Raw genomic sequence first — 23,562 nt, 5'->3', positions numbered from 1 at the left:
GCGAGCCGGCGCCGAGAACGAGCGCCGACTGTTCGCGCCTGCCGCGAAATGCCAAGAAAAAGCTTGCACATGCAAGTAATAATCGCCTATGGTGCGGCATATGCAGTCCTACACAATCGGGCAGGCCGCCCGCCTGCTGGGCGTCAGCCCGGACACGGCGCGCCGCTGGGCGGACGCCGGCCGCGTGGCGACGCACCGCGAGGACGGCGGGCGACGCCTCATCGACGGCCGCGATCTGGCGGCGTTCTCCGTGGAGGTCGCCCAGGGCGGCGCCGGCGAGGACGACGCATCCTACACCTCGGCCCGCAACGCCTTCCCCGGCATCGTCACCGCGGTCAAGCTCGGGGACGTGGCGGCGCAGGTGGAGATCCAGGCCGGTCCCCACCGGCTCGTGTCACTGCTGACCCGGGAAGCGGTCGAGGAACTCGGGCTTGAGGTGGGCATGCAGGCGACCGCCCGGGTGAAGTCGACCAGCGTGCACATCGACCGCACCTGACCCGGACGCGACCGGCCGCCGCCCCGGCGTCTGCGGCACGACGACGCCCGGCACCACCGGCACCACCGGCACCACCGGCACCACCGGCACCGACAAGCGCAACCGCGTATGCGGCTGCGGTGCTTCGATGTGCCGGGTGGCGGGCCCGCGGCGCCGCGACCCTCGCCCGTCCCCCGGCGTACCCCCGGGACACGCCACACCGCGGCAAGGACAGCCCGTCAGTAGACTCGGCCGCGAGCCGCCAACGGTCCCGTCCGACCCCGACCGCGCAAGGCCGTGCCACAGCGGGATCAACGACTCACGAAGCGGCCCCTGAGCTGCGAGAACCTGATCAGGGCGCCACCTGATGGCCCTACTGGGAGGTTACCGTTGAAAATGCTGATCAACGTCCCCGAGACCGTGGTCGCGGACGCTCTGCGCGGGATGGCCGCCGCCCATCCGGAACTGACCGTGGACGTCGAGAACCGTGTCGTCGTACGGCGTGACGCTCCCGTGGCCGGAAAGACCGCCCTGGTCTCCGGCGGCGGCTCCGGGCACGAGCCGTTGCATGCGGGGTTCGTCGGGCCGGGGATGCTGTCGGCCGCTTGTGCGGGCGAGGTGTTCACATCCCCGGTGCCGGATCAGATGGTGCGGGCCGCCGCCGCCGTCGACAGCGGTGCGGGCGTGCTCTTCGTCGTCAAGAACTACACCGGCGACGTGCTCAACTTCGAGATGGCCGCGGAGCTGGCCGACGAGGAGGGGATACGGGTCGCCCAGGTACTCGTCAACGACGATGTCGCGGTCACGGACAGCCTCTTCACCGCGGGGCGGCGGGGCACGGGGGCGACGCTGTTCGTCGAGAAGATCGCCGGTGCGGCTGCCGAGGAGGGTGCTCCGCTGGACCGGGTGGCGGCGATCGCGCGGCAGGTGAACGAGTCGTCGCGCAGTTTCGGGGTGGCGCTGACTTCCGTGACCACGCCCGCCAAGGGCTCACCCACCTTCGATCTGCCCGCGGGCGAAATCGAGCTCGGGGTGGGGATCCACGGCGAACCGGGGCGTGAGCGGCGTCCGATGATGACGTCACGGGAGATCGCGGACTTCGCGGTGGACGCGGTGCTGGAGGACCTGCGGCCGCACGGCCCGGTGATCGCACTGGTCAACGGGATGGGGGCGACACCGTTGCTGGAACTGTACGGATTCAATGCCGAGGTGCAGCGGGTGCTGTCCGAGCGGGGCGTCGCCGTGGCTCGAACGCTCGTCGGAAACTACGTGACCTCGCTCGACATGGCGGGCTGTTCGGTAACGCTCTGCCAGGTGGACGAGGAGCTGGTGCGGCTCTGGGACGCGCCGGTGGAGACCCCCGCACTGCGCTGGGGCCGTTGAGTCTTTTCGCTCCGGCACCACCGCGCCCCGTGCCACACCCGATGGACCTGATGGACCCGAGGAGATCATGTGCTCGACACCGACTTCTTCCGCCGCTGGATGACCACGACCGCCGCCGCCGTGGAACGCGAGGCGGCGAATCTGACCGACCTCGACTCGGCGATCGGGGACGCCGACCACGGAAGCAACCTCCAACGCGGATTCACCGCGGTGACGGCCGCCCTCGACAAGGAACCGCCGCAGACGCCGGGGGCCGTACTGATACGTGCCGGACGGCAGTTGATCTCCACCGTCGGAGGGGCGTCGGGCCCGCTGTACGGGACGCTGCTGCGGCGTACCGGAAAGGCGCTGGGCGACTCCCCCGCCGTGACCCGCGACGAGCTGGCGCGGGCGCTCGGGGAGGGCGTGGCGGCGGTGGCCCAGCTGGGCGGGGCCCAGGCCGGGGACAAGACGATGCTCGATGCCCTGTTGCCGGCGGCCGAGGCGCTCGGGGCGTCGTTCGAAGCCGCGCGGGACGCGGCGCGGGCGGGCGCGCTGGCGACCGTGCCCCTGCGGGCGCGCAAGGGCCGGGCCAGCTATCTGGGCGAACGGAGCATCGGACATCAGGATCCGGGAGCCACGTCCTCCGCGCTGCTGATCGCCGCGCTGGCGGAGACCGGCGATGCCGCCGGGGGCGCCGAATGAGCGCGGACAAGCAGGTCGGGATCGTGCTCGTCTCGCACAGCGGGCCGGTGGCGGAGGCGGTCGCCGCGCTGGCCAGGGGGCTCGCGGCCGGTGGCGCGACCGCCCCGGTGGCCGCCGCCGGCGGTACGCCCGCGGGCGGCCTCGGAACAAGTCCGGAGCTCATCGCGGAGGCGGCCAGATCGGTGGACGCCGGCGCGGGTGTCGCCGTACTGGTCGATCTGGGCAGTGCGGTGCTCACCGTCAAGGCGATGCTGGCCGAGGGCGACGAACTCCCGGAAGGGGCACGGCTGGTGGACGCGCCCCTGGTGGAGGGCGCGGTGGCCGCGGTGGTCACCGCGTCGGCGGGCGGCGACCTCGACGCCGTGGCGGCCGCCGCTTCGGAGGCGTACGACTACCGCAAGGTGTAGGCCGGGGCCGCCGTGTCGCCGGCGCGGCCCCAGCCCTCTTCGCCACACTTGACGGCATGTCACCGAACGAGCGGCGCAGCGCCGGGCTCCTCCTCTTCCGCACCACCGGGGAATCCGGTCCGGAAGTCCTCCTCGGCCACATGGGCGGCCCGTTCTGGGCGGGCCGGGAGAGCGCGGCGTGGTCGGTTCCGAAGGGTGAGTACGGCCCTGAGGAGGCGGCAGAGGCCGCGGCCCGGCGGGAGTTCGGGGAGGAGTTCGGCCACCCGGCCCCGGACGGAGTGTGGGTGGCGCTGGGCGAGTCCCGGCAGTCCGGCGGCAAGACCGTGACGGTGTGGGCGCTGGAGGCGGACCTCGATCCGGCGACTGCCGTTCCGGGGACGTTCACGATGGAGTGGCCCCGGGGGTCCGGCGTGCGGCGGGAGTTCCCGGAGATCGACCGGTTCGCCTGGTGCACGCCGGAGGTGGCCGCCGAGCGTCTCGTCAAGGGGCAGCGGGTCTTCGTGGACCGGCTGCGCGATGTGCTGAGGGGTGAGCGGGGGCCGTCCGCGCCGGGCGGGTCCTGATCCTCCCGGGCTCGGTGCGCGGGTTCGCCCGTCACCGGTTTCGACGAGGTGGCCGGGCAGGCGCGGGAGGCCGGCCTCTGTGGGCCGTTCCTCCCGCGCCCCCGCCGGCCGGCTCGTCAGGTGGTGTAGGCGCCTGCGTCGATGTCCGCGAGCAGGGACGGTCCGGTGGGCTCCCAGCGGAGCAGCTGCCTGGTCGCGCCGCTGGACGCGGTCATGGTGGAGGCGAAGAAGCCGCCGACGAAACCGAAGCGGGCTTCGGCGTCCTGTGGGGGGACGGAGTCGACCGGCAGGCCGAGGCTGCGGCCGATCGCCTCGGCTATCGCCTTGGTGGTGATGGACTCCTCTGCGACGGCGTGGAGGCGTGTCCCCGCGGGTGCCCGCTCCATGCCGAGGCGGATGAGGCGGGCGGCATCGCCGCGGTGCACCGCCGACCAGGCGGCCGAGCCGTCACCGACGTAGCCCGAGACTCCCTGCTTGCGGGCGGCCGCGGTGAGGAAGTTGACGAACCCCCGGTCGCCACGGCCGTGAACGCTCGGTGCGAACCGGGTAATCACGGTCCTGACTCCCTGGCCCACGTAGTCCAGGGCGAGGTTCTCGCTGCCGCCCCGGTTGGAGTCCGGGCCGATGGCCGGAGAGACATCGGCCTCCGTGGCGGGCCGGCCCTCGACGAGGCCGGAGAGAGGGGCGGCGACGACGAACGGGCGGTCGGTTCCGGCCAGGGTGTCGCCGAGGACCTGGACCGCGGCGCGTTCGGAGCGGTCGGACTCGGCGGGGTTGCCCCAGTCGTGCTTGTTAACCATGTGGATGACCGCGTCCGCCTCGGCGGCGCCTCGCCGTAGCGAGGCGAGATCGTCCAGGTCGCCGCGGACGATGCCGGCGCCCTTGGCCGCGAGAGCCTGTTCGGCACGGTCGGACCGGGCCAGGCCGGTGACCTGGTGGCCCGCCGAGATGAGTTCGTCGACGACGGCGGATCCGATCCAGCCGGTCGCTCCAGTGACAAACGCACGCATGAGCGTGTCCTCCTTCGCCCCGAAAGGGGCAGGTGAGTGGCGGAGATGGGTGGGAGTTCCCTGATCACGACGCGAGCGCCGGTTCAGGTGGTGTGGGGCCCTTCCGTTACTGCGGGGCGGTCCGGTGGGCGTGGCGGGCACCGACGACGAGGGCTCCGGCCAGGAGCACCACGAGGGCCGCGGCGCGCAGCGCGGCGCCCGCGCCGTGGGTGAACGCTTCGGTGACGGCGGTGTGGTCGGCCGGGGCCAGCGTGAGCGCTTCCCGCACCGTATGCGGGGGCGGTGTGTGCCGGCCGAGGCCGGCAGGCAGGTGGCGGGTGAACCCGGCTGTGAGGATGGTGCCGACGACCGCCACGCCCAGGGCGCTGCCCAGTTCGCGGGTCGCGGACTGCAGACCACCGGCGATGCCCGCCCGCTCCACGGGCAGGGCCGTGGCGATCTGAGCGGTCAGACAGGGCGCGGCCAGCATGATGCCGAGCCCGATGACGAACAGACCGGCCGCGTATACGGGGTAGGCCATGGTCGAGGCGTAGGAGAGACCGAACAGGCCGGCGCCGGTCAGCGCGAAGGCCGCGGCGAGTGTCGCGGGAACGCCCATGTGGCGGATGAGCCCGGGAACGTAGCGGGTGCCCACCAGGAGCGGGACGGTCAGCGGGATGACTCCGAGTCCTGCCTGCAGTACGGAGAAGCCGCGCCCGTATTGCAGGAGTGAGGCGTTGACGTAGAAGAGCCCGAAGCTTCCGAAGAACGTGATGGTCATGCCGAGGCAGGCGCTGCTGAGCGTCGCGCTGCGAAACAGCCGCGGGTCGAGCATGGGGTGGGGTGCCCGCCGCTCGACGCGCACCCACCACAGGCTCAGCAGGACGGCGCAGGCGAAGGCGGTGAGAACGACCGTGCTGCCCCAGCCCTGTTCGGGCCCTTCGATAATTCCGGTCAGCAGGGCCACCACGGCCGCCACGAACAACAGGGTGCCGGGGAGATCGAGGGTGCGCTCGTGCCGGGCGCTGCGCGGTGCCGACCTCGCCGCCCACGCCAGGCAGCAGGCCGCGACGACAGCGACCGCCACGAACAGGGCGCGCCAGGAGCCCGCGCTCAGCACCGCGCCGCCTCCCACGTTGCCGAGCACGCCGCCGGCGCCGGTGGCCGCCGCCCAGACGGCCAGCGCGTGAGGACGCCGCTCGGGGGCCGTGGCGTGCAGGAGGACGCCGACACAGTTGGGTAGGACGCAGGCGGCGCCCAGGCCCGTAAGGGCGCGCCCGCTCAGCACGACCGCCACGTTCGGTGCGATGGCCGACACCACGGCGCCGAAAGCGAATATGCCGAGCCCGGCCAGGAGGACGCCCTTGCGGCCGAGCTTGTCCCCGGCCGCACCGGCCGGGATGACCAGGCAGGCGAAGATCACGACGTAGGCGTCGACGATCCACAGCAGGTTCGACGAGGTCGGTCGCAGTGAACTCGCGGCCAGTTGCGGCACTGCCAAGTTGATCGCCGCGACAAATCCGACGACCAGGGCGGTGCACACGCTCACTCAGGCGAGCACGGAGCCGGACCACCGCGCCGGGCGCGGCGCGCCCTCCGGTATGGGAGCCATCGCTCTTGATTCCTTCTGGGGTCGACGTACACGAAGCACGGCGGGAAACCGTCCGGCAGGCCGTTCGCGAGGCGAGGGAAGGCCGGACACCCATTTACGAGTCAACGTGCACCGTAAAGGCAGCACATACGAGACACCGTGACTCGCATAAGGTGGCGGCATGAAGGATGGAAGTGGCCGGGGACGGCCCCGCAGTGAGGACGCACGCGCCGCCGTGCTGCACGCCGTCGACGACCTTCTGGTCGAAGTCGGATACGCGGCCCTGACCATGAAGGGCATCGCGGAGCGGGCGGGCGTGGGCCGTCAGACCGTGTACCGCTGGTGGTCGAACAAAGCGGAAGTCCTGTACGAGGCCAGTGCCATCGACGCCCGGCAGGAACTGTCCGTGCCCGTCAGCGACGACCCCCGCGAAGACCTCAAGGCGTATCTCGACGCCCTCGTCACCTTCTTGTCCCGCTCCCACGCGGGTGCGGCCTACCGCGCCCTCATCGGGGAAGCCCAGCACGACACGGACGTCGCCGCGCTGCTCACCTCCCGCGACGTCCTGGGGGAAAGCGCCGCAGCGGTCGTGGAGGCGACGCGGAAGTCGAGCGGCACGGCGCTCTCGCTCGAACAGGCCACCGCACTCCTGATCGGTCCGCCCTTCTTCCACATCCTGTCCGGGCGCAGCGCGGACGACCTCGATACCGAGCGGCTCGCCGCGCAGTTCGTGCGCACCCTGAACCACCCGGGGAGATGAGCCGCCGGCCGGTCAGGGGCCCCCGGCCGGCGCACCCCCGCGGAGTTCGAGCCGGTCGCCGGTGAAGCGGCCGCGGAAGCCTCGGTCGTGCGAGACGACCACGACAGCGCCCGGGTACGCCGCCAGCGCCGCTTCCAGCTCCTCCACCAGGTCGAGGGCGATGTGGTTGGTCGGCTCGTCGAGCACCAGCAGATCGGCGGGGCGGGTGACCAGCCGGGCCAGTGCCAGCCTGCGCTGCTGGCCGGCGGAGAGGTCGGCCACCGGAACATCCAGATCCCCGGGGCGGAACAGTCCGAGGGCGAGCAGCGGGTCGGTGTACTCGTCGGCGTGACCGGGGCGTCCCGCCGCGAAGGTCACCAGGAGCGTGCGGCGGGTGGGCCGGGCGGGGAGTTCCTGCGGGAGATACCCGATCCGGGCCCGGCGGCGCACCGTGCCGCCCTCAGGGGCGAGGTCACCCGCCAGGACTCTCAGCAGGGTCGACTTGCCGGCCCCGTTGGGCCCGGTGACCAGGAGGCGCTGACCGGCCGCCACCCGCAGTGCGGGCATGCGCAGCCGGTGTCCGACCGAGACGGAGTCGAGCTCGACCAGTGGGCCCCGCGGCGGTTCGCCCTCGGCGGCGAGATCCAGTCGGGCCGTGAAGCGCAGGGGCCGGGGCGGGGCGGGAACCGGGGCCCGGTGCAGTGCCTCCAGTCGGGCCCTGGCAGCTCTGACCTGACCGGACAGCTTGGCCTCGTGCGAGCGGCGGTGCTTGCCGAAGCCCTCCCCCGGGTCGCTCCCGGTGCCGGCGAGCCGCCGGCCCGTGGCGTTCACCAGCTCCTCGGTGCGGGCCAGTTCGTCCCGCCACTCCTGATGGTCCTGCGCCCAGCGGCGCCGGGCGGCCGCCTTCGCCGTGCGGTAGCCGTCCCAGCCGTCGCCGTAGGTGACGACGCCTCGCAGGTCGCGGTCCACCTCGACGATGACGGTGGTGGTCCGCTCCAGGAACGCCCGGTCATGGGTGACCACGACGACGGTGCCCCGGTGGGCGCGCAGCTGGTCCTCCAGCCAGGTGGTGGCCCTGAGGTCGAGGTGGTTGGTCGGTTCGTCGAGCAGCAGCAGTTCGGGAGCGGGCGCCAGCACACAGGCGAGCGCGAGCCGGGACTGCTCGCCGCCGGAGAGGGTGCCGAGCCGGCGCTCCCTGGTGAGGTGTCCGAGTCCGAGGCCGTGCAGCGCCGCGTCGACCCGGGCGTCGGCCAGGTAGCCGCCGCGTTCCTCGTACTCGGTCAGCAGGTCTCCGTATGCGGCGAGCCGGGCGTCGTCCGGGCCGCCGGGCAGGGCGAGTGCGGCTTCGGCGGTGCGGATCCGCCGCTCCAGCGCGCGGAGTTCGGCCAGAGCTGTGTCGACGGCGTCCTGAACGGTGTGCGCGGGGTCCAGCGCGAGTGTCTGGGAGAGGTGGCCGGTGCCGCCGGGGAAGCGGACGGCGATCTCGCCGCTGTCCGGTGTCTCGGCGTTGGCCAGCAGCCGCAGGAGCGTGGACTTCCCGGATCCGTTCTCACCGATGACTCCGACGCGGTCGCCGGGTCGGACGGTGAGCGACACCTGGTCGAGGACGGTGCGGTCTCCGTACGCCTTGGAGACGTCCTTCATGGCCAGTTGGGCGCGGTCGTGCTTGGGGGACATGGGTCGCTTTCCCTCGGATGACATGCCTCCGCGGCCCGTGACCGGGCGCGGCGGGCGGGGATGCCGAACGGGCGGAGGGGCGGTGCCACCCGGGGGCCCGTGCGGGCCGGCGGCGACGCTCGGCGTCGCGCGGGGTGGCGCCCCGGGCCGGAATCAGCGGAAAAAGTAGTACGAACCCATGGATGTGAGTGTAGGCAGGGGGCGCGGGGCTGTCAGGTCACTTTTCGAGTGGTCGGGACCTGGCCATGCCCGGTCCTGGGCAGTGGCTACGGGGTCTCGCCCTGGGCGGTCTCGATGCCGCTGTGCAGGTCGTGCGTCGCGTCGAGGGCGGCCGCTCCCGAGACGGCCAGGCAGGCGATCAGGGCCGCCGCCGCGACGCGGCCGATACGCGGGTGCGCGGCGGTCCGGCCGAGGAGGGCGGCGACCCGGCGCGGGACGGGTCCGGCCGCCGCGGCGAGCGCCGGTGCGGGGCGGGGCGCTGCTGTTCCTCCGGCCGTCCGGGTGGCCAGGGCGGCGCGCCCGATGGCGCGGGCGGCGACCGCCCGGTCCCCGACGGCTTGCGCGGCGGCCTCGTCGGCGCAGCGTTCCAGCGCGTATCCCATGGGTGCGCGCAGGGCGCGGAGCGCCGGGTGGCAGCGGGCGGACAGCTCGGCGGCGACGAGGTACAGGTGGTGGCGCCCGGTGAGGTGCGCGCGCTCGTGGGCCAGGAGGGCGTCCCGTTCGACGGGATCCAGAGCTTGCAGCATCCCGGTGGTGACGACGATCCGGCCGGGCCTGCCGGGCCGTCCGGGCAGCGCGTAGGCGTCGGGCCGGGCGTCCCGCAGCACGGCGAGCTCGCTCCCGTCGTCCAGGTCCACCAGGCCGGGGTCCCGGTGGAGCTGGGCCCAGTGCCTGCGCGCCGCACGGGTCACGGTCGCGGCGCGGCCCAGGAGCAGCGCGAGTGCGGCGGCCGCGAGCGGGACGGCGAGGGCCGGTTCCGCGTCCGCCAGCGGGCGTACGAACTCTCCGGCGGCGGCCACCACGGGCAGCCGGGCGGCGCCGGGCACCACCAGCAGGGCCAGCGCGCACACGGCGCACAGGGCCAGGCCCGCGCCCGTCGCGGTGAGCAGCCGGACGGCCCGCCGGGGCGACAGCGCGTCCGCGAGCCGACGGGCCGCCGGAACGGCGAGGAACGGCACCAGCAGCGGAATCCATACGGCGTAGATCATCCGGCCTCCCCGTCGAGCAGCTCGCGCAGGAGCCACTCGTCCTCGTCGCTGAGCTGCGAGACGAAGCGGGCCAGTACGGTGCCCCGGTCCTCGTCCTTGCGCAGTTCGCTGTGCATCCGGCGGGCGGTCAGCCCGGCGGCGTCCTCCGTGGGGGTGTAGGCGAACCCGCGTCCGGACCTGGTGCGGGCGACCGTGCCCTTCTCATGGAGGCGCGACAGGATGGTGGTGACCGTGGTCCGCGCGAGTTCCAGCCCGATCGCGCCCTGCACCTGGCCGGCGGTGAGCGGTGCACCCGCTGCCCAGAGGGCGGCCAGGATCGTGGATTCCAGCTCGCCGGACGGGCGCCGCTCCACCGGTCCCTGACCGGCGTCCGATGCCTGCGGGGCGGGCTGCCGCCGGGCCGGGGGCGTCTTCCCGGTGCCCGGTCCTCCGTGCGGCCGGGGGGCGGATTCTCCGTCGGATATTCCGTTCACCTGTGGCATGGCAACTCTCCTCCCCCTTCGAGCGTCTACAGTCATGTAGACCGTCTACATCACTGTAGTCAGTCCGGGTGTTCCACCGGGGCACCCGCTCACCATTATGGGAGACCCTCCACCGTGTCCGTACTTGCACAGGCGGCCATGCCGCAAGCGGTGAACCTGCTGGACGCCGGTTCGCTGCTCGGCACGTTCGGCGCGCTCGGCGTCGCCGTCGTGCTCTTCGCCGAGACGGGGCTGCTCGTCCGCTTCTTCCTGCCCGGCGACTCCCTGCTGTTCACGGCAGGCTTGCTGAGCGTGGACGGGGCCCACGGCCCCGTCGGGCTGTCGCTGCCGCAGGTGCTGCTCGCGGCGGTGGCCGGAGCGCTGCTCGGTGCGCAGACGGGCTACTGGCTCGGCCACCGGGGCGGCCGGGCACTGCTCGCCCGCAGCCGCTCCGGGCGACTGCGCGAGGGGGCCGACCGCGCCGCGCAGCTGCTCGCCAGGTACGGGCACGCCCGCGCGATCGTGCTGGCCCGCTTCGTCCCCGTCGTGCGCACGGTGCTCAATCCGCTGGCCGGTGCGCTCGACGTCCCGGCCAGGGTGTTCGCCCTGTGGCAGGTCATCGGTGGCGTGGTGTGGACGGCCGGGCTGGTCCTCGCCGGATACGCGCTGGGGTCCTCGGTCCCGAACGTCGACCGCTACCTGCTGCCGATCGTCGCTCTCGTGGTCGTGGTCTCCCTCGTCCCGCTCGCCGCCGAACTGCTCCGCTCCCGCGACCGGAACACTGCCGAAGGAGACAACAATTGATGCCGCTCGCCTCCGCGGCCACCTCGATCGACGGTGGGCTGTACACCTGGGTCACCGAGCCGGCCCAGCACTCCCCCGCCGTCCTGGACTACGCCGTCCGCCTGTGGTCCGACTACGGGCTCGCCCTGTTCGCGGTGCTCATGCTCGCCTCCTGGTGGCGTTCCCGGTCCTCGGACCCGGCGCGTACCGCCATGGCGCTCTGCGCCCCGCTCGTCGTCGTCGCCACGTATCTCGTCAACGACGTGGTGAAGTCCGCCTTTCACGAGCAACGCCCCTGCCACACGCTGCATGTCGTCACGGTGGAGGCGTGCCCGGCGCTCGGCGACTGGTCCTTCCCCAGCAATCACGCCGCCATCGCCGCGGCGGCCGCGACAGCGGTCTGGCTGACCGACCGGCGGCTCGGAGCGGTCTCGGTGACCGCCGCGCTGTTGATGGCGGCGTCCCGGGTGTGGATCGGCGCGCACTACCCGCACGATGTGCTCTTCGGGCTGCTGATCGGCGCGCTGGTCGCGTGGCCGCTGACCGTCGCGGCCGGCCGCTGCGCCCCGGCGGTGACCCTGCTGCGGGACAGCCGGCTGCGACCGCTGGTGGCGGCGGGGACAGGCCGGGTCTAGCCCTCCTGGCCGGGTCCAGCCCCCCTGGCCGGTCTAGCCTTCGTGGCCGGGCATGCGGATGACGGCGAGACCGCCGTCGAGGTCCACGGTGGAGCGGTGCGGCGGGGCACCGTCCCCCTCGTCGTCGCGGAGCAGCAGGGCGCTCTGCCGTTCCTTGAGCTCGCTCTGTTTGCCGGGCGAGAAGGTCGCGTGCAGCTGCTCGAAACCGGTCGCCGAGACCTGGCCCTGCCGGGCGCTGTTCCGCCACGGCAGCAGTCCGGCCCGGCCCGCGCGAAGCATCAGCTGATCGAGGAAGGCGACGACGGTCAGACCGATCACCAGTCCGGGCAGTGTCATCATCGCGGCGAATTCCGTGTGGGCAGTATTCCTCGCGTGCCGGGTGGCGTGAACCCGGCCGCCGCATACACTCCTGCGGGCCGTCGCGTGGTGCGGCGGCCCGCAGGGGCGGTGTTGGTCGGGGCTCGGACGGTCAGCCGTTGGGGAGGATGACGGCCCGGCCGCTGATCTTGCCGTCGTGCAGCCGTTCGTAGGCCAGCGGCGCCTCGTCCAGCGAGTACGTCTCGACGTGCACCTCGACCGATCCGGCGTGGGCGAGATCGAGGACCTCGGCCAGCTCGGAGCGTGATCCCCAGTACGGGGCGGACACCGTGGTGTTGAACGGCAGGGAGCCGAAGCCCACCGGCAGCGCCCCGCCGCCGATGCCCACGATCGTGACGTCGGAGTCGATGGCGGCCGCGGCGCCCGCGGTGGCCACGGTGGGCGGTGCGCCGACGAAGTCGAGGACGACCTGCGCGCCGATGCCGCCGGTCAGCTCGCGGATCCGCGCCGCGGCGTGTTCGTCGGACAGGACGGTCTCGTGCGCCCCGACGGTGCGGGCGAGGGCGAGCTTGTCTTCGGTGACGTCCAGGGCGATGACCCGGACGGCCGTCATGGCACGCAGCAGCTGGATCGCCACGTGGCCGAGCCCGCCGGTGCCGATGACCACGGCGGTCGCGCCGGGAACCAGCTTCGGCAGGGAGCGCTTGATCGCGTGGTACGGGGTGAGGCCTGCGTCGGTGAGCGGCACGGCCTGGACCGGGTCGAGGTCTCCCAGCGGCACCAGGTGGCGCGGGTCGTCGACGATCATGTATTCGGCCATGGCGCCGGGCGAACCGAGTCCCGGCGGGTTGATGCCGAGCTCCTTGGCGCGCAGGCAGTAGTTCTCCTTGCCCTCGGCGCACTTGACGCAGGTCCCGCAGCCCCATGGGCCGTAGACCGCGACCGAGTCGCCGACGGTGGGTCCTCCGACCCCGTCGCCGAGTGCGGCGATGGTCCCGACACCTTCGTGTCCGAGGGTGAGCGGCAGCGGGAACGTCAGCTGCTCGGCGGGCCAGCTCATCACCGCGATGTCCGAGTGGCAGACACCCGCGGCGGTGACCTTCAGCAGAACCTGGCCGGGGCCGGGTTCCGGGTCCGGCACGGTGACGACCTCCGGCGCGGCGCCGACGCTGCGGTACTGAACGGCTTTCATGGGTCCTCCTTGACCTCTGCTGTTCTATTTCTCACCCCCGAAGCCCCCGTACGCCATTCAGGAGGCGGAGTATCCGCCGTCCACGAGGTGGTAGCTGCCGTGGATGAACGAGGCCCGGTCGGAGAGCAGGAAGGCGGCGAGCTCCGCCACCTCCTCCGCGGTGCCGAGGCGGCCGGCCGGGTGCAGCGAGATGAGGTGGTCGCGGGCGGGACCGTCCGTGTTGCGCAGCAGCGGGGTGTCGATGAAGCCGGGGCCGACCGCGTTGACGCGGACGTTCTGTGCCGCGTACTCAAGTGCCGCCGTCTTGGTGAGGCCGACGACTCCGTGCTTGGCGGCGACGTACGCGGGCGAGCCGGCGAAGCCGTTGGTGCCGAGGATCGACGACATGTTGACGATGGCGCCACCGCCGGCGGCGACGATCGCGGGGAGCTCGTAGCGCATCGAGTAGAAGACGCCGCTGAGGTTGGTGGCGACGACCCGGTTCCAATCCTCGACGGCGTAGTCGCCGGTCGGGTTGCTGGGCCCGCCGATGCCCGCGTTGTTCACGGCGAGGTGCAGGGCTCCGAACGTGTCGACGGCGAACCGCACGCCCGCTTCGACGGAGGCGGGGTCTGTCACGTCCATGGCGACGGCCGCGGCCCGGCCCCCGGCGCTCTCCAGCGCGGTGACCGCCTTGCGGGCGCTCTCCTCGTCGTAGTCGGCCACGATCACGGACGCGCCCGCGGCGGCGAGCCGGTGGGCGAGGGCCAGTCCGATGCCGGAAGCCCCTCCGGTGACGAGGGCCGTGCGTCCGGCGAATTCCTGCTCGGTGGTGGCGGGGGTGGTGCTCATGATGTTCCGTTTCCTTCCGTGGTGCTGTGTGACGCCGGTCCGGCGGGACTCTGTGCGAACAGTTCCGCCGAAAGAGCGTCGAATGCCTCCGCGACGAGCCGGGGCAGCTCCTCGGGGCAGCTTCCGCGTACCCAGGCGGCCTGGGCGGCGAGGAGCGCTCCCGCTCCGGCGGCCACCGTGACGGCGGGACGGAGGTCCTGCCGCGGGTCGGTGCCCAGCCGTTGCGCGACGATGGCGACCGAGTCCTCCTGGGCGTCCACCCGGATGTGGTGGAACGCCGCGTAGAGGGTCGGCTCCCGCTCGGCGAGGACCAGCAGTTCGAAGATCCTCGGGCGGCGGTGCCAGGCCTCCGCCCCGGGATCCTCCAGCCAGTCCAGGACGGCCCGGCGGTAGGCGGTGAGCGGCGGTTCGCCGGCGGGACGGGCCCGCAGGGCGTCGTTGATCCGGTCGCCGTCGCCCCGGACCGAGTCCAGTACGGCGGCTTCCTTGCTGGTGAAGTACCGGCTGAAGGTGCGGCGGTCGACATCCGCGTGTTCCGCGATCTCCTCGACCGTCACTTCCCGCAGACCCCGGTCGAGCACCAGCTCGAACGCGGCCTGGGCCAGGGTGTCCCGGGTCCGGCGGGCCTTGCGGCTCCGCCTCTCCGGGGTCTTCCGTTCCCGGTTCATACATGCACCGTACACCCAATAATGTCCCGATGCGACAAATGCCCCTCCGGGACATCAGAAGGGGCTGCGGCACGGTCGTCGCACATGAGTTCTGCGGTCGACGGGCCGGTGGCTTCGAAGCCGGGCCTACCGGCCGCTGAACGCCTCTGCGGAGCGCCGGGCGCCGACGCCGGCCGCCTCGGGGCGTCGCTGGTGGACCCCCGACGAGGTGGCACGCAACGTGATCGCCGCGATGTCGTCGCGCCGCACACCGCCGGAGAAGGCCTCCAGGTCCGCGTGGAGCGTGTCCAGCAGCTCCCGGGGGCCGAGCCGGGTCCAGTGGCTCAGGCGGGCGTCCAGCGGATAGAAGGCTCCCGAGGCGTCGCGGGCCTCGGTCACTCCGTCGGTGAACATCAGGAGGGTCGCGCCGGGCGGGAAGTCCAGCCACTCCGCGACCCGCGCCTCGCTGCTCAGCTCCGCCATGCCCAGCGGCACCGACGTACGGCGCAGCGGAACGGCGGCCGCCACCCCTTCGTGCAGCATCCGGGGCGGCAGATGACCGCAGTTGACGGCCTGCACCCGCCCGGCGCCGTCGAGGCCGAGCACCAGCGCGGTGACGAAGCGTTCGGTCTCGCCGGGCTGGGCGGAGAACGCGTTGTGCCGGGCGACCGCGTCCTCGACCGCGTCCACCACGCCGGTCAGGGCGGGCTCGCGGATGGCGGCCTCCCGGAACGCGCCGAGCGCGGCGAAACCCACCCCTATGGCGGCGAGGCCCTTGCCCTGTACGTCACCGATGATGACGCGGGTGCCGTACGGGGACTGGACGATCTCGTAGATGTCGCCGCCGACCAGGTGGTCCTCCTCGATCGGCGCGTAGATGCCGTCCACGAGGACCTGGTCGGTCAGCACCGGCAGCGGGCGCAGGATCTGCCGCTGCAGGGTGACGGCCGCGGACCGCAGCCTGGCGATCGCGCTGACGTGCCGGATCCTGCGCGCACAGGCGGCGACGCCAAGCGCACAGGCCAGCACGGTGAAGCAGACGCCGCTCGCCAGGTCCCAGAACGAGCCCCCCGACACCAGCCGGGAGATGACGACGACGGGCATGATCCAGAGCGCCGCCGCGACGGTCTGCCGGACCGTGCAGAAGACCGAGACGAGTGCGGGCACGACGACCAGCAACGGGATGAGCTGCAGGTCCTCACCGGTCAGGACGTCCAGGCACACCACGGCGAGGGAGAGCAGGGCCAGCCCGCCCATCAGGACCGGGGTACTGATCCGGGCCGCGACGGCGGCCCGCTCCCCGGCGTCGGCCACCGGAGACTCCACGCTGTGCGCCATCGGCGGACGCCGCACCCCGATCGTCACTGTGCCCTCTCCTCCCGCAGGCGCCGGGCACGCCCCGGCACTCATCTCCAGTCCACCTGGACCCGGGACATCGGCGCAGGGGGCTTTGGGCCCTTTGAGCCACGCCGAAGGTCACCGGCCATCGGCCTGCGGCGCTCTTCGGGCCGGAAGTCCCGGACGGACGTCCCGGACATGAGGCCCGGCCGGGACGTCCCACCTGTCCGGCCCATCCATCCGGTCCGGAATGCCGTGTATCACCGTCCGGCCGGGATGCCGGAAACGAGCCGGGAATCAGCCGGGAGCCGGCCGGGGATCAGCCGCGGGCCGCCGCGTCGGCGGCCTCTCCCCTGGCCGGGCGGGGAGCCTCGGCGTCGGGCACCAGCGCCGCCAGGAAGGCCGTCCGCCTGCGGAGCCGGAATCCGAGGGACTCGTAGAGCCGCACGGCATGGACGTTGTCCGCCGCCGCGTGCAGGAACGGCGTTTCGCCGCGTTCCCGGATCTCGTGGGAGACGGCGAGCAGCAGCCGGGTGGCGAGCCCCTGACCCCGTACGGACTCGTCGGTGCAGACCGCGCTGATCTCGCTCCAGCCGGGCGGGTGCAGCCGTTCCCCGGCCATGGCCACCAGCGCCCCCTCGCGCCGGATTCCGAGATAGGTGCCGAGCTCGATGGTGCGTGGCAGGAACGGTCCCGGCCGGGTACGTGCCACCAGGTCGAGCATCTCGGGCACGTCGGCGGGTCCGAGCCGCACCGCCTCCGGGTCCGGGGCGGCCGCGACGCCCGCGTCGACCAGCTGGACGCCCTCGGCGTGGAAGGTCCGCTCCCAGTCGTCCGGCGGCGGCTCCCGGAACGCGGTGATGGTGATCTCTCCGCCCGGCCCGGCGAGCGCCGCGGCGTCGGCCCAGTCCGCCGGCCCCGGCCGGTCGGGAAGGGCGACCCAGGGGGTGACGGCGGCCGGATAGCGCAGGACGCGGCCGCGACGCTCCGCGAAACGGGCGTGCGGCCCGGTCAGCGAGGAGCCGACCGGGTCGTCCAGCGGGTGCCCGCCGCCGGACAGGGGCTGCCGCGTGCTCATGCGGTCACCTCGATCACGGTCTTCCCCCTGGCGTGGCCGCTCTCCACGGCTCGCAGCGCCTCGCCCGCCGCGCTCAGCGGGTAGGTCCGGGTGACATGGGTCCGCAGGGCTCCGGTGACGACGAGGTCCGCGACCTCGCCGAGGACCGCGGAGGTGCGGGCCCGGACCACCGCGGCACCGCCCAGCTCCACCGCGAGCGCCTTGTCGGCCCCGCTGATGAGGGCGGCGGGATCGGCGAGCAGCGAGGCGGCCTCCCGCAGGGTGTCGCCGCCGACCAGGTCGAAGACCGCGTCGACGCCGTCGGGGGCCGCCGCCCTTACCCGCTCCGCGAGAGAGGCGCCGGATTCGACGTGCACCGCGCCGAGCGACTCGACGAAGTCCTTCTTGGCCGCGCCCGCCACCCCGACGACCTTGACGCCCGCGTGGTGTGCGAGCTGGACCGCGGCGTTTCCGACGCCGCCGCCGGCGCCGGTGACCAGCAGCGTCGAGCCGGCGGCGGGAGCGAGCTGGCGCAGCCCGTCGTAGGCGGTGGCGGCCGCGACGGGCAGCGCCGCCGCGTCGGTGAACGACAGCCCGGCCGGCTTGTGCGCGGTCACCGCGGCGGGCAGCAGCGTGTACTCGGCGTACCCGCCGGTCACCGGACTGCCGAACACCTGGTCGCCGGCCTCGAACCCTTCGACGTCCGGGCCGACCGCCACGACGGCCCCGGCGGCCTCGCTGCCGAGGACGGTGGGGAACGGCTGCGGTTCGCTGCCGGGCCTGGTGTAACCCGTGCGCAGCTTCCAGTCGACCGGGTTGACGCCCGCCGCCCGTACGGCGATGAGCAGCTCGCCGGGACCGGGCACCGGGGCCTCCTGCTCGACGAGGGCCTCCACCTCCGGCCCGCCGTTGCGGGTGAACACGTACGCCTTCGGCATGAGCTCCCTCTCCTGTTTCTTTCCCACGACTGTCTGCCACGGCCGTTCGCCACGAACTGCTCGCCACGACTGGTCGTGGCGGCCGTCTCCCACGGCACCGGCCACCCGGCCGGCGCCCACAGCAGCAGGAAGTCCCACACGGTTGCGGCTATTCCCGGGGAGGTGCCGGGTTCACGGAACCGTGACACGACACCGCCCCGCCCACTGACCGATTCCCGCCAGTCGGGTCGTGGCCGTCCTCCGCTCCCCCGCCGCAGCTCATCCGCGCGACCGCGGGCCCCGGCCGGAAACCGCGATCCGGGTCACCGTCGATTTCGACTCAACTACCGCTGGATATGCGCCGGTCGGTGCCCATTGCGCCGGGGCTGTGGCACTCTGGTGACGACCGCCCCACCGGGCTCCCCCGTACCGGTGGGGCGGTTCTGCTGCCGAATCCGTTCCCCTGCACGGATGTGACAAGGGCTCACGTCGATTCTCGGCCATTGACTGGTTGTGACCTGATCAACTCTCAGCTGCCCGCATGGGTGGGCTCTCTGCGGGCATACGCCTACACCTCATGGCCTACGAGCAGGGGAGCGTGACGAGATGACGGCGCACACTGCGCAGACCGCCGGTTCGGAGCGAGCGGAGAGTGCACGGTCGACGGCGGCGGGAGACTCTGCCGCGACAGCCTCGGCAGCCGCCGCGGTCATGGTGGACACCACCAACATGACGGGTGTGGCGGGCGTGACCGGCGGCGGGAACGCCGCGGGCGCCCCGGGGGCCACGGAGGAACTTCCGTGGATCGAGGACGCCGGAAGATCGCCCCCAAGGACGCGCGGGCGCTGTCGAAGCTCTTCTTCGACCGGCTCCAGGTTCTGGAGGAGGGCACCGCCGCCCACCAGTACGCGCGCAACACGCTCATCGAGATGAACCTCTCGCTGGTCCGGTTCGCCGCGGGCCGGTTCCGTAACCGCGGCAGCGGCGACATGGAGGACATCGTCCAGGTCGGCACGATCGGGCTGATCAAGGCGATCGACCGGTTCGACCTGTCCCGCGAGGTCGAGTTCACCTCCTTCGCGGTCCCGTACATCGTCGGAGAGATCAAGCGGTCCTTCCACGACACCACCTGGGCGGTCCACGTGCCGCGTCGGCTCCAGGAGCTGCGCGTCGACATCGCCAAGGCGAAGGAGTGCCTGGCCACGGAGCTCGACCGGGAGCCGACGGTCCACGAGCTGGCCGGACACCTCGGCATCACGGAGGAGCAGGTGACCGAGGGCATCGTCGCGGCCAACGGATACACGGCAGGGTCCCTGGACATGGCGACCGACGCGACGGACACGAGCCGCAACGGCACTCCGGGGCGCACCTTCGCCGACGCGCTGGGCGAGGCGGACCCCGCCATGGAGACGGTGGAGAACCTGCAGACGCTCGCCCCGCTGTTCGGTGATCTGGACGCGCGCGAGCACCGGATCATCGAGATGCGTTTCGGCCAGGAGCTGACGCAGGCGCAGATCGGCAGTGAACTCGGCATCTCGCAGATGCACGTCTCCCGTCTGATCAGCCGGATTCTCGGCAAGCTCCGCAGCGGGATGCTCGTCGACGAATGAACTGACTGATGCATCAGTCAGCACCTCAATGCACACTCTGTCGCGGCATTAGCCCCGACTGATGTTGAGATCCTCTCAACACATGGGTAACGTGACCGACCATGCAGCACGATGAGGCGGCCGAGCGGGTCCGGCAGGTGATCCGGAATGCCGGAGTGAGTCAGCGCGAGTTCGCGCGGCGGATGGTCATCGATCCGTCGAAGCTCTCGCGCTCGCTCGGCGGCACCCGCCGCTTCACCGCGGCCGAGCTGGCCCGGGTGGCCGACATCGCCGGGGTCGACGTCGGCTGGCTGCTCGGGACACAGCCCGAGCAGGGCGCGGCGCCCTCGCCGCAGACCGGGGCCCCGTTGTCGGCCGCCCGCCCCCGGCGCGTCCGCAACGCCGCCGCCGGACGACCGGCGGCGGACAGCGGCCGACCGCTCCAGATCGTCCGGCAGACCGTCCGGCTGATCGCGGAGCACGGATTCCATTCCGTACGGGTCTCCGACATCGCGGAGGCCTGCGGAACCAGTACCGCCGCCATCCACTACCACTTCCCCGGGCGTGACGAGCTGCTGGAGGCGGCCGCCCGCTGGTGCATGGACGAGGACACCGCCAGACGCGCGGCCGGGACCGCGGACACGCACCACGCCGGCGACGAACTCCGCCTGCTGATCGAACTCCAGACCCCGTACACCCCCCAGCAGCGCCGCCAGTGGAGTGTCTGGCTCGACCTGTGGGCCGAGGCGGCGCGCTCCACCGCGGTCGGTGCACTCCATGTGGAGTACTACCGGCAGTGGCGGGCCACGGTCGCGGAGGTGATCGCGCGCGGCGTCGCCCAGGAGGTGTTCCGGCCGGTCGATCCGGAGGCCGCCGCCATAGGCCTCACCGCCCTCATCGATGGGCTCGCCACCCAGGTCCTCGCCACGGCACCGGGGGAACCGGGCACCAGTGCGGAGGACATGCACGGTGCGCTGCTCCGCTACGTGGACGCGACCCTGACCGCCGGCTGACCTCCGCCTGCCCCGTGCCCCCGTTCCCCACTCGGCACGGCTGATCCCGACCCCGGCAGACCCTCACCTCAGCACATCCCCACCTCAGCTCATCTCCTCACCTCAGCAGACCCCCTCGAATCAGGAGCCGCTTCCGCATGCCCGTAAACCAGGACGTCATCATCACGTGTGCTCTCACCGGAGCCGGTGACACGGTCCGCAAGAGCCCCCACGTGCCCGTCACTCCCGAGCAGATCGCCCGCTCCGCCGTCGAGGCGGCCGGGGCCGGCGCCGCTGTCGTGCACATCCACGTCCGTGAGCCGGAGACCGGCGCACCCTCCCGCGATCCGCGCCTGTACCGGGAGGTCGTCGAGCGGATCAAGGAGACCGGAACCGATGTCGTCATCAATCTGACCGCCGGAATGGGTGGCGATCTGGTGATCGACCCCGACGCCCCGCTGCGGCAGCTGCCGGGCACCGACCTGGTCAGCGGGCTGGAACGCCTCCCCCATGTCGAGGACCTGCTGCCGGACATCTGCACGCTCGACTGCGGCTCCCTCAACTTCGGTGACGGCAGCAACCTGTACGTCTCCACCCCGGACATGCTCCGGGCGGGCGCCCGCCGCATCCAGGAGCTGGGGGTGCGCCCGGAGCTGGAGATCTTCGACACCGGGCAGCTGTGGTTCGCCAAGCAGCTCCTCGCTGAGGGGCTGCTCGACGCCCCGACCGTCTTCCAGCTCTGCATGGGCGTCCCGTGGGGCGCGCCCGCCGATCCCGGCGTGCTCCAGTCGATGGTGAACATGCTGCCCGAGGGCGCGCAGTGGGCGAGCTTCGCGCTGGGCCGGATGCAGATGCCGTGGGTCGCGCAGTCGATCCTTCTCGGCGGCCATGTCCGGGTCGGTCTTGAAGACAACCTGTACCTCGGCAAGGGCGTCAAGGCCACCAACGCCCAGTTGGTGGAGCGCGCCGTGCAGATCACCGAGGCGCTGGGCTCCCGGGTCGCCACCCCGGACGAGGCCCGTCAGCGGCTCGGCCTCAAGCCCCGCGGCTGAGACGCGTACCGGCCGCCACCCGCTCCTCCCCCACTCGTTCTGGAGAACCGCACGATGAACGCCGCACAGCCCGCACAGCCCGCCGGAACCACCGCGCCCGCGCCCGCTGTTCAGTCCGAACCGGCCACCCCCGCCGCCCCCTGCGCCCCCGAGGATGTACGCCGCGTGGCGTGCGTGGGCGCCGGAGTGATCGGCGGCGGCTGGGTCGCGCACTTCCTGGCCCGTGGCTACGACGTCACCGCCTGGGACCCGGCCCCCGACGCCGAGGAGAAGCTCCGCCGGCTGGTGGACGCCGCCTGGCCCGCACTGGAGCAGCTCGGCCTCGCGGAAGGAGCGTCGCCGGACCGGCTCACGGTCGTACCGACGCTCGAAGAGGCGGTGTCCGACGCCCAGTTCGTCCAGGAGAGCGCTCCGGAGAAGCTGGAGCTCAAGCGGGATCTGCTGGCCCGCCTCGACGCCGCCGCGCCCGCGGGGGTCGTGATCGCGTCCTCGACGTCCGGCTACCCGATGACCGACATGCAGACCCGGGCCGAGGGCGCCGACCGGCTGGTCGTGGGGCACCCGTTCAACCCGCCGTACCTGATCCCGCTGGTCGAGGTGGTGGGCGGCGAGCTGACCGCACCGTCCGCGGTCGGCTGGGCGTCCCGGTTCTACGAGGTCGCGGGCAAGTCCGTCATCACGATGGAACGCGAGGTCCCCGGTTTCATCGCGAACCGCCTCCAGGAGGCACTGTGGCGCGAGGCGCTGCACATGGTCGCCAACGGTGAGGCGACGGTCGCGGAGATCGACGCCTCCATCACCGAGGGCCCCGGACTGCGCTGGGCCTGCATGGGGCCGATGCTGACCTTCGCGCTCGCGGGCGGCGAGGGCGGCATGGCGCACATGCTGGACCACTTCGGCCCCTCCCTCAAGGCCCCGTGGACCCGGCTCGAAGCCCCCGAACTGGACCGGGAGCTGTACGACGCCGTGGTGCGCGGCTGCGACGAAGCGGCGGACGGCCGCAGCATCGCGGACCTGGTCGCCGAACGGGACCGAGGCGTCATCGAAGTCCTGCGCGCCACCGGCCGGCTCTCCGGGCAGAGCACGCAGGAGGTGGCCAAGTGACCGCGCTGCCCCTGCACCGGGAGACCGTGCGCCCGGAGTGGATCGACTACAACGGCCACATGAGCGAGGCGTTCTACGTACTCGTCTTCGGTTTCGCGACCGACCGGATGATGATCGAGACCGGTCTGAACTCCGAGTACCGGGAGCGCACCGGCTGTTCGCTGTACACGGTCGAGTCGCATATCCGGTATCTGCGCGACGTCGCGGAGGGCGACCGGCTCGCCGTCCGGACCCGGGTGCTCGGCGCCGACGCGAAGAAGACCCGGTTCACCCATGAGCTGTACGTGCTCGGGCCCGACGCGCAGGACGACACCGAACCGGACCCCGACGCCGAGCCCGTGGCGACGAGCGAACTGCTCGCCCTCCATGTGGACCAGCAGGCCGGCCGTACCGCGCCCTTCCCCGACCGGGTACGCGAGTGCCTCGTCGCCCTCACCGAAGCGGCACCCGGCTGGGCGGGCCGCTCGATCGTGGAGGTCCCCGCCGCACGCTGAGCGGCGGCCACGGGCCGCCGTTGTTTCGGTCCGATGAAATCGTGCGCGTGCCCTGCCCGGACCACCGGTTCCCCCGGTGGTCCGGGCAGTCGGCTGTCCGCCGCACGCCTCCGCACGTCCGTGCAGGTCAGACGCTGTTCGGGTGCGGCACGCCGTCGGCCCGTGCCCGCTGCCGCGTACGCGTCGGACGGTCCTCGCGGACGACTCGGCCGAGGTGCCGGGCGGTTGACGCGCACCGGGCCCGCTGACACGCTCGCCGCATGCCCGCGACCCTGCCGCTCGTCTCGCGTCGCCACGTCGATCTGGGACGCCTCGCGTCCTCCGCGTGTAGCCGCCGCGCCGCGCTCCGTTGAGCAGCTGACCTGCCCGGACGCACCGCAGCGTCGACTCCCGCCCCAGGCACCGCCCAGCCACCACCCTGGCTTCGCCGTGCCCG

25 protein-coding genes and 1 pseudogene are annotated in these 23,562 nt (G+C 72.7%); 14 read left to right on the top strand and 12 right to left on the bottom strand.

What is annotated here, in order from left to right; genetic code table 11:
* Positions 1 to 100: 100 nt before the first annotated feature.
* From RLT59_RS36825 to RLT59_RS36805, 5 genes are all read left to right on the top strand, one after another.
* Positions 101 to 496, top strand: coding sequence for a TOBE domain-containing protein (locus RLT59_RS36825; RefSeq protein ID WP_123467041.1), 396 nt, complete (start codon positions 101 to 103; stop codon positions 494 to 496).
* Positions 497 to 871: 375 nt separating this feature from the next.
* Positions 872 to 1,858 (top strand): dihydroxyacetone kinase subunit DhaK, encoded by a 987-nt coding sequence (gene dhaK / locus RLT59_RS36820; RefSeq protein WP_311307407.1) that lies wholly within the window; start codon positions 872 to 874, stop codon positions 1,856 to 1,858.
* Between the two features lie 69 nt (positions 1,859 to 1,927).
* Positions 1,928 to 2,542 (top strand): dihydroxyacetone kinase subunit DhaL, encoded by a 615-nt coding sequence (gene dhaL, locus RLT59_RS36815; protein WP_311307406.1) that lies wholly within the window; start codon positions 1,928 to 1,930, stop codon positions 2,540 to 2,542.
* Positions 2,539 to 2,949, top strand: coding sequence for a PTS sugar transporter subunit IIA domain-containing protein (locus RLT59_RS36810; RefSeq protein ID WP_311307405.1), 411 nt, complete (start codon positions 2,539 to 2,541; stop codon positions 2,947 to 2,949). Before dhaL ends, RLT59_RS36810 begins: the two co-directional genes overlap by 4 nt.
* A gap of 56 nt (positions 2,950 to 3,005) precedes the next feature.
* Positions 3,006 to 3,512 carry an NUDIX hydrolase gene (locus RLT59_RS36805; protein ID WP_311307404.1) on the top strand — a complete coding sequence of 169 codons (507 nt, stop codon included), beginning with the start codon at positions 3,006 to 3,008 and terminating at the stop codon, positions 3,510 to 3,512.
* Positions 3,513 to 3,628: 116 nt separating this feature from the next.
* On the opposite strand, the gene RLT59_RS36800 is transcribed toward RLT59_RS36805, so the two are convergent.
* Together RLT59_RS36800 and RLT59_RS36795 are read right to left on the bottom strand one after the other, a co-directional pair.
* A complete protein-coding gene (locus tag RLT59_RS36800; RefSeq protein WP_311307403.1) occupies positions 3,629 to 4,522 on the bottom strand; it encodes an SDR family oxidoreductase in 894 nt (297 codons plus the stop codon).
* 106 nt (positions 4,523 to 4,628) lie between these two features.
* Complete coding sequence (locus RLT59_RS36795; protein WP_311307402.1) at positions 4,629 to 6,050, bottom strand: MFS transporter; 1,422 nt, start codon at positions 6,048 to 6,050, stop codon at positions 4,629 to 4,631.
* A 223-nt stretch (positions 6,051 to 6,273) separates the two neighbouring features.
* Between RLT59_RS36795 and RLT59_RS36790 the strand changes: the two genes are divergently transcribed.
* Entirely contained in the window at positions 6,274 to 6,852 is a 579-nt protein-coding gene (locus RLT59_RS36790) for a TetR/AcrR family transcriptional regulator (RefSeq protein ID WP_311307401.1), read from the top strand.
* A 12-nt stretch (positions 6,853 to 6,864) separates the two neighbouring features.
* Here RLT59_RS36790 and abc-f read toward each other — a convergent pair whose 3' ends face one another.
* The 3 genes from abc-f to RLT59_RS36775 form a co-directional block, all read right to left on the bottom strand.
* Positions 6,865 to 8,508, bottom strand: a complete 1,644-nt coding sequence (gene abc-f / locus RLT59_RS36785) for a ribosomal protection-like ABC-F family protein (RefSeq protein WP_311307400.1) — start codon at positions 8,506 to 8,508, stop codon at positions 6,865 to 6,867.
* 266 nt (positions 8,509 to 8,774) lie between these two features.
* On the bottom strand, positions 8,775 to 9,716 hold the full coding sequence (locus RLT59_RS36780; RefSeq protein WP_311307399.1) for a M56 family metallopeptidase: 942 nt from the start codon (positions 9,714 to 9,716) through the stop codon (positions 8,775 to 8,777).
* Positions 9,713 to 10,069 carry a BlaI/MecI/CopY family transcriptional regulator gene (locus RLT59_RS36775; protein WP_311307988.1) on the bottom strand — a complete coding sequence of 119 codons (357 nt, stop codon included), beginning with the start codon at positions 10,067 to 10,069 and terminating at the stop codon, positions 9,713 to 9,715. Before RLT59_RS36775 ends, RLT59_RS36780 begins: the two co-directional genes overlap by 4 nt.
* 267 nt (positions 10,070 to 10,336) lie before the next feature.
* Between RLT59_RS36775 and RLT59_RS36770 the strand changes: the two genes are divergently transcribed.
* Positions 10,337 to 10,981 carry a DedA family protein gene (locus RLT59_RS36770; RefSeq protein WP_311307987.1) on the top strand — a complete coding sequence of 215 codons (645 nt, stop codon included), beginning with the start codon at positions 10,337 to 10,339 and terminating at the stop codon, positions 10,979 to 10,981.
* Positions 10,981 to 11,595, top strand: a complete 615-nt coding sequence (locus tag RLT59_RS36765; protein ID WP_311307398.1) for a phosphatase PAP2 family protein — start codon at positions 10,981 to 10,983, stop codon at positions 11,593 to 11,595. The genes RLT59_RS36770 and RLT59_RS36765 overlap by 1 nt, the downstream gene beginning before the upstream one ends.
* 33 nt (positions 11,596 to 11,628) lie before the next feature.
* Here RLT59_RS36765 and RLT59_RS36760 read toward each other — a convergent pair whose 3' ends face one another.
* The 7 genes from RLT59_RS36760 to RLT59_RS36730 form a co-directional block, all read right to left on the bottom strand.
* Positions 11,629 to 11,934: a DUF6191 domain-containing protein gene (locus tag RLT59_RS36760; protein WP_311307397.1), complete on the bottom strand. Its 306-nt coding sequence runs from the start codon at positions 11,932 to 11,934 to the stop codon at positions 11,629 to 11,631.
* 130 nt (positions 11,935 to 12,064) lie between these two features.
* A complete protein-coding gene (locus tag RLT59_RS36755) occupies positions 12,065 to 13,105 on the bottom strand; it encodes an NAD(P)-dependent alcohol dehydrogenase (protein ID WP_311307396.1) in 1,041 nt (346 codons plus the stop codon).
* A gap of 57 nt (positions 13,106 to 13,162) precedes the next feature.
* Positions 13,163 to 13,936 (bottom strand): SDR family NAD(P)-dependent oxidoreductase, encoded by a 774-nt coding sequence (locus RLT59_RS36750; RefSeq protein ID WP_311307395.1) that lies wholly within the window; start codon positions 13,934 to 13,936, stop codon positions 13,163 to 13,165.
* Complete coding sequence (locus RLT59_RS36745; protein WP_311307394.1) at positions 13,933 to 14,604, bottom strand: TetR family transcriptional regulator; 672 nt, start codon at positions 14,602 to 14,604, stop codon at positions 13,933 to 13,935. Before RLT59_RS36745 ends, RLT59_RS36750 begins: the two co-directional genes overlap by 4 nt.
* A gap of 126 nt (positions 14,605 to 14,730) precedes the next feature.
* Entirely contained in the window at positions 14,731 to 15,948 is a 1,218-nt protein-coding gene (locus RLT59_RS36740) for a PP2C family protein-serine/threonine phosphatase (protein WP_399126734.1), read from the bottom strand.
* A 292-nt stretch (positions 15,949 to 16,240) separates the two neighbouring features.
* Positions 16,241 to 16,999: a GNAT family N-acetyltransferase gene (locus RLT59_RS36735; RefSeq protein WP_311307393.1), complete on the bottom strand. Its 759-nt coding sequence runs from the start codon at positions 16,997 to 16,999 to the stop codon at positions 16,241 to 16,243.
* Positions 16,996 to 17,916, bottom strand: a complete 921-nt coding sequence (locus RLT59_RS36730) for an NADP-dependent oxidoreductase (RefSeq protein WP_311307392.1) — start codon at positions 17,914 to 17,916, stop codon at positions 16,996 to 16,998. Before RLT59_RS36730 ends, RLT59_RS36735 begins: the two co-directional genes overlap by 4 nt.
* A 708-nt stretch (positions 17,917 to 18,624) precedes the next feature.
* Between RLT59_RS36730 and RLT59_RS36725 the strand changes: the two are divergent.
* From RLT59_RS36725 to RLT59_RS36700, 6 genes and pseudogenes are all read left to right on the top strand, one after another.
* Positions 18,625 to 19,505: pseudogene (locus RLT59_RS36725) on the top strand (SigB/SigF/SigG family RNA polymerase sigma factor).
* 101 nt (positions 19,506 to 19,606) lie between these two features.
* Positions 19,607 to 20,497: a TetR/AcrR family transcriptional regulator gene (locus RLT59_RS36720; protein WP_311307391.1), complete on the top strand. Its 891-nt coding sequence runs from the start codon at positions 19,607 to 19,609 to the stop codon at positions 20,495 to 20,497.
* Positions 20,498 to 20,634: 137 nt separating this feature from the next.
* Positions 20,635 to 21,528, top strand: a complete 894-nt coding sequence (locus tag RLT59_RS36715) for a beta-keto acid cleavage family enzyme (protein WP_311307390.1) — start codon at positions 20,635 to 20,637, stop codon at positions 21,526 to 21,528.
* A gap of 54 nt (positions 21,529 to 21,582) precedes the next feature.
* A complete protein-coding gene (locus RLT59_RS36710) occupies positions 21,583 to 22,632 on the top strand; it encodes a 3-hydroxyacyl-CoA dehydrogenase NAD-binding domain-containing protein (protein WP_311307389.1) in 1,050 nt (349 codons plus the stop codon).
* On the top strand, positions 22,629 to 23,126 hold the full coding sequence (locus RLT59_RS36705) for a thioesterase family protein (RefSeq protein WP_311307388.1): 498 nt from the start codon (positions 22,629 to 22,631) through the stop codon (positions 23,124 to 23,126). Before RLT59_RS36710 ends, RLT59_RS36705 begins: the two co-directional genes overlap by 4 nt.
* Positions 23,127 to 23,386: 260 nt before the next feature.
* A complete protein-coding gene (locus RLT59_RS36700; protein ID WP_311307387.1) occupies positions 23,387 to 23,479 on the top strand; it encodes a putative leader peptide in 93 nt (30 codons plus the stop codon).
* Positions 23,480 to 23,562 lie beyond the last annotated feature (83 nt).

The sequence above is a fragment of the Streptomyces sp. ITFR-6 genome, from assembly GCF_031844725.1.
Classification (GTDB): domain Bacteria; phylum Actinomycetota; class Actinomycetes; order Streptomycetales; family Streptomycetaceae; genus Streptomyces.
Note: the sequence above shows the minus strand (reverse complement) of the source record. Positions and strands in the feature narration are given on the sequence as shown.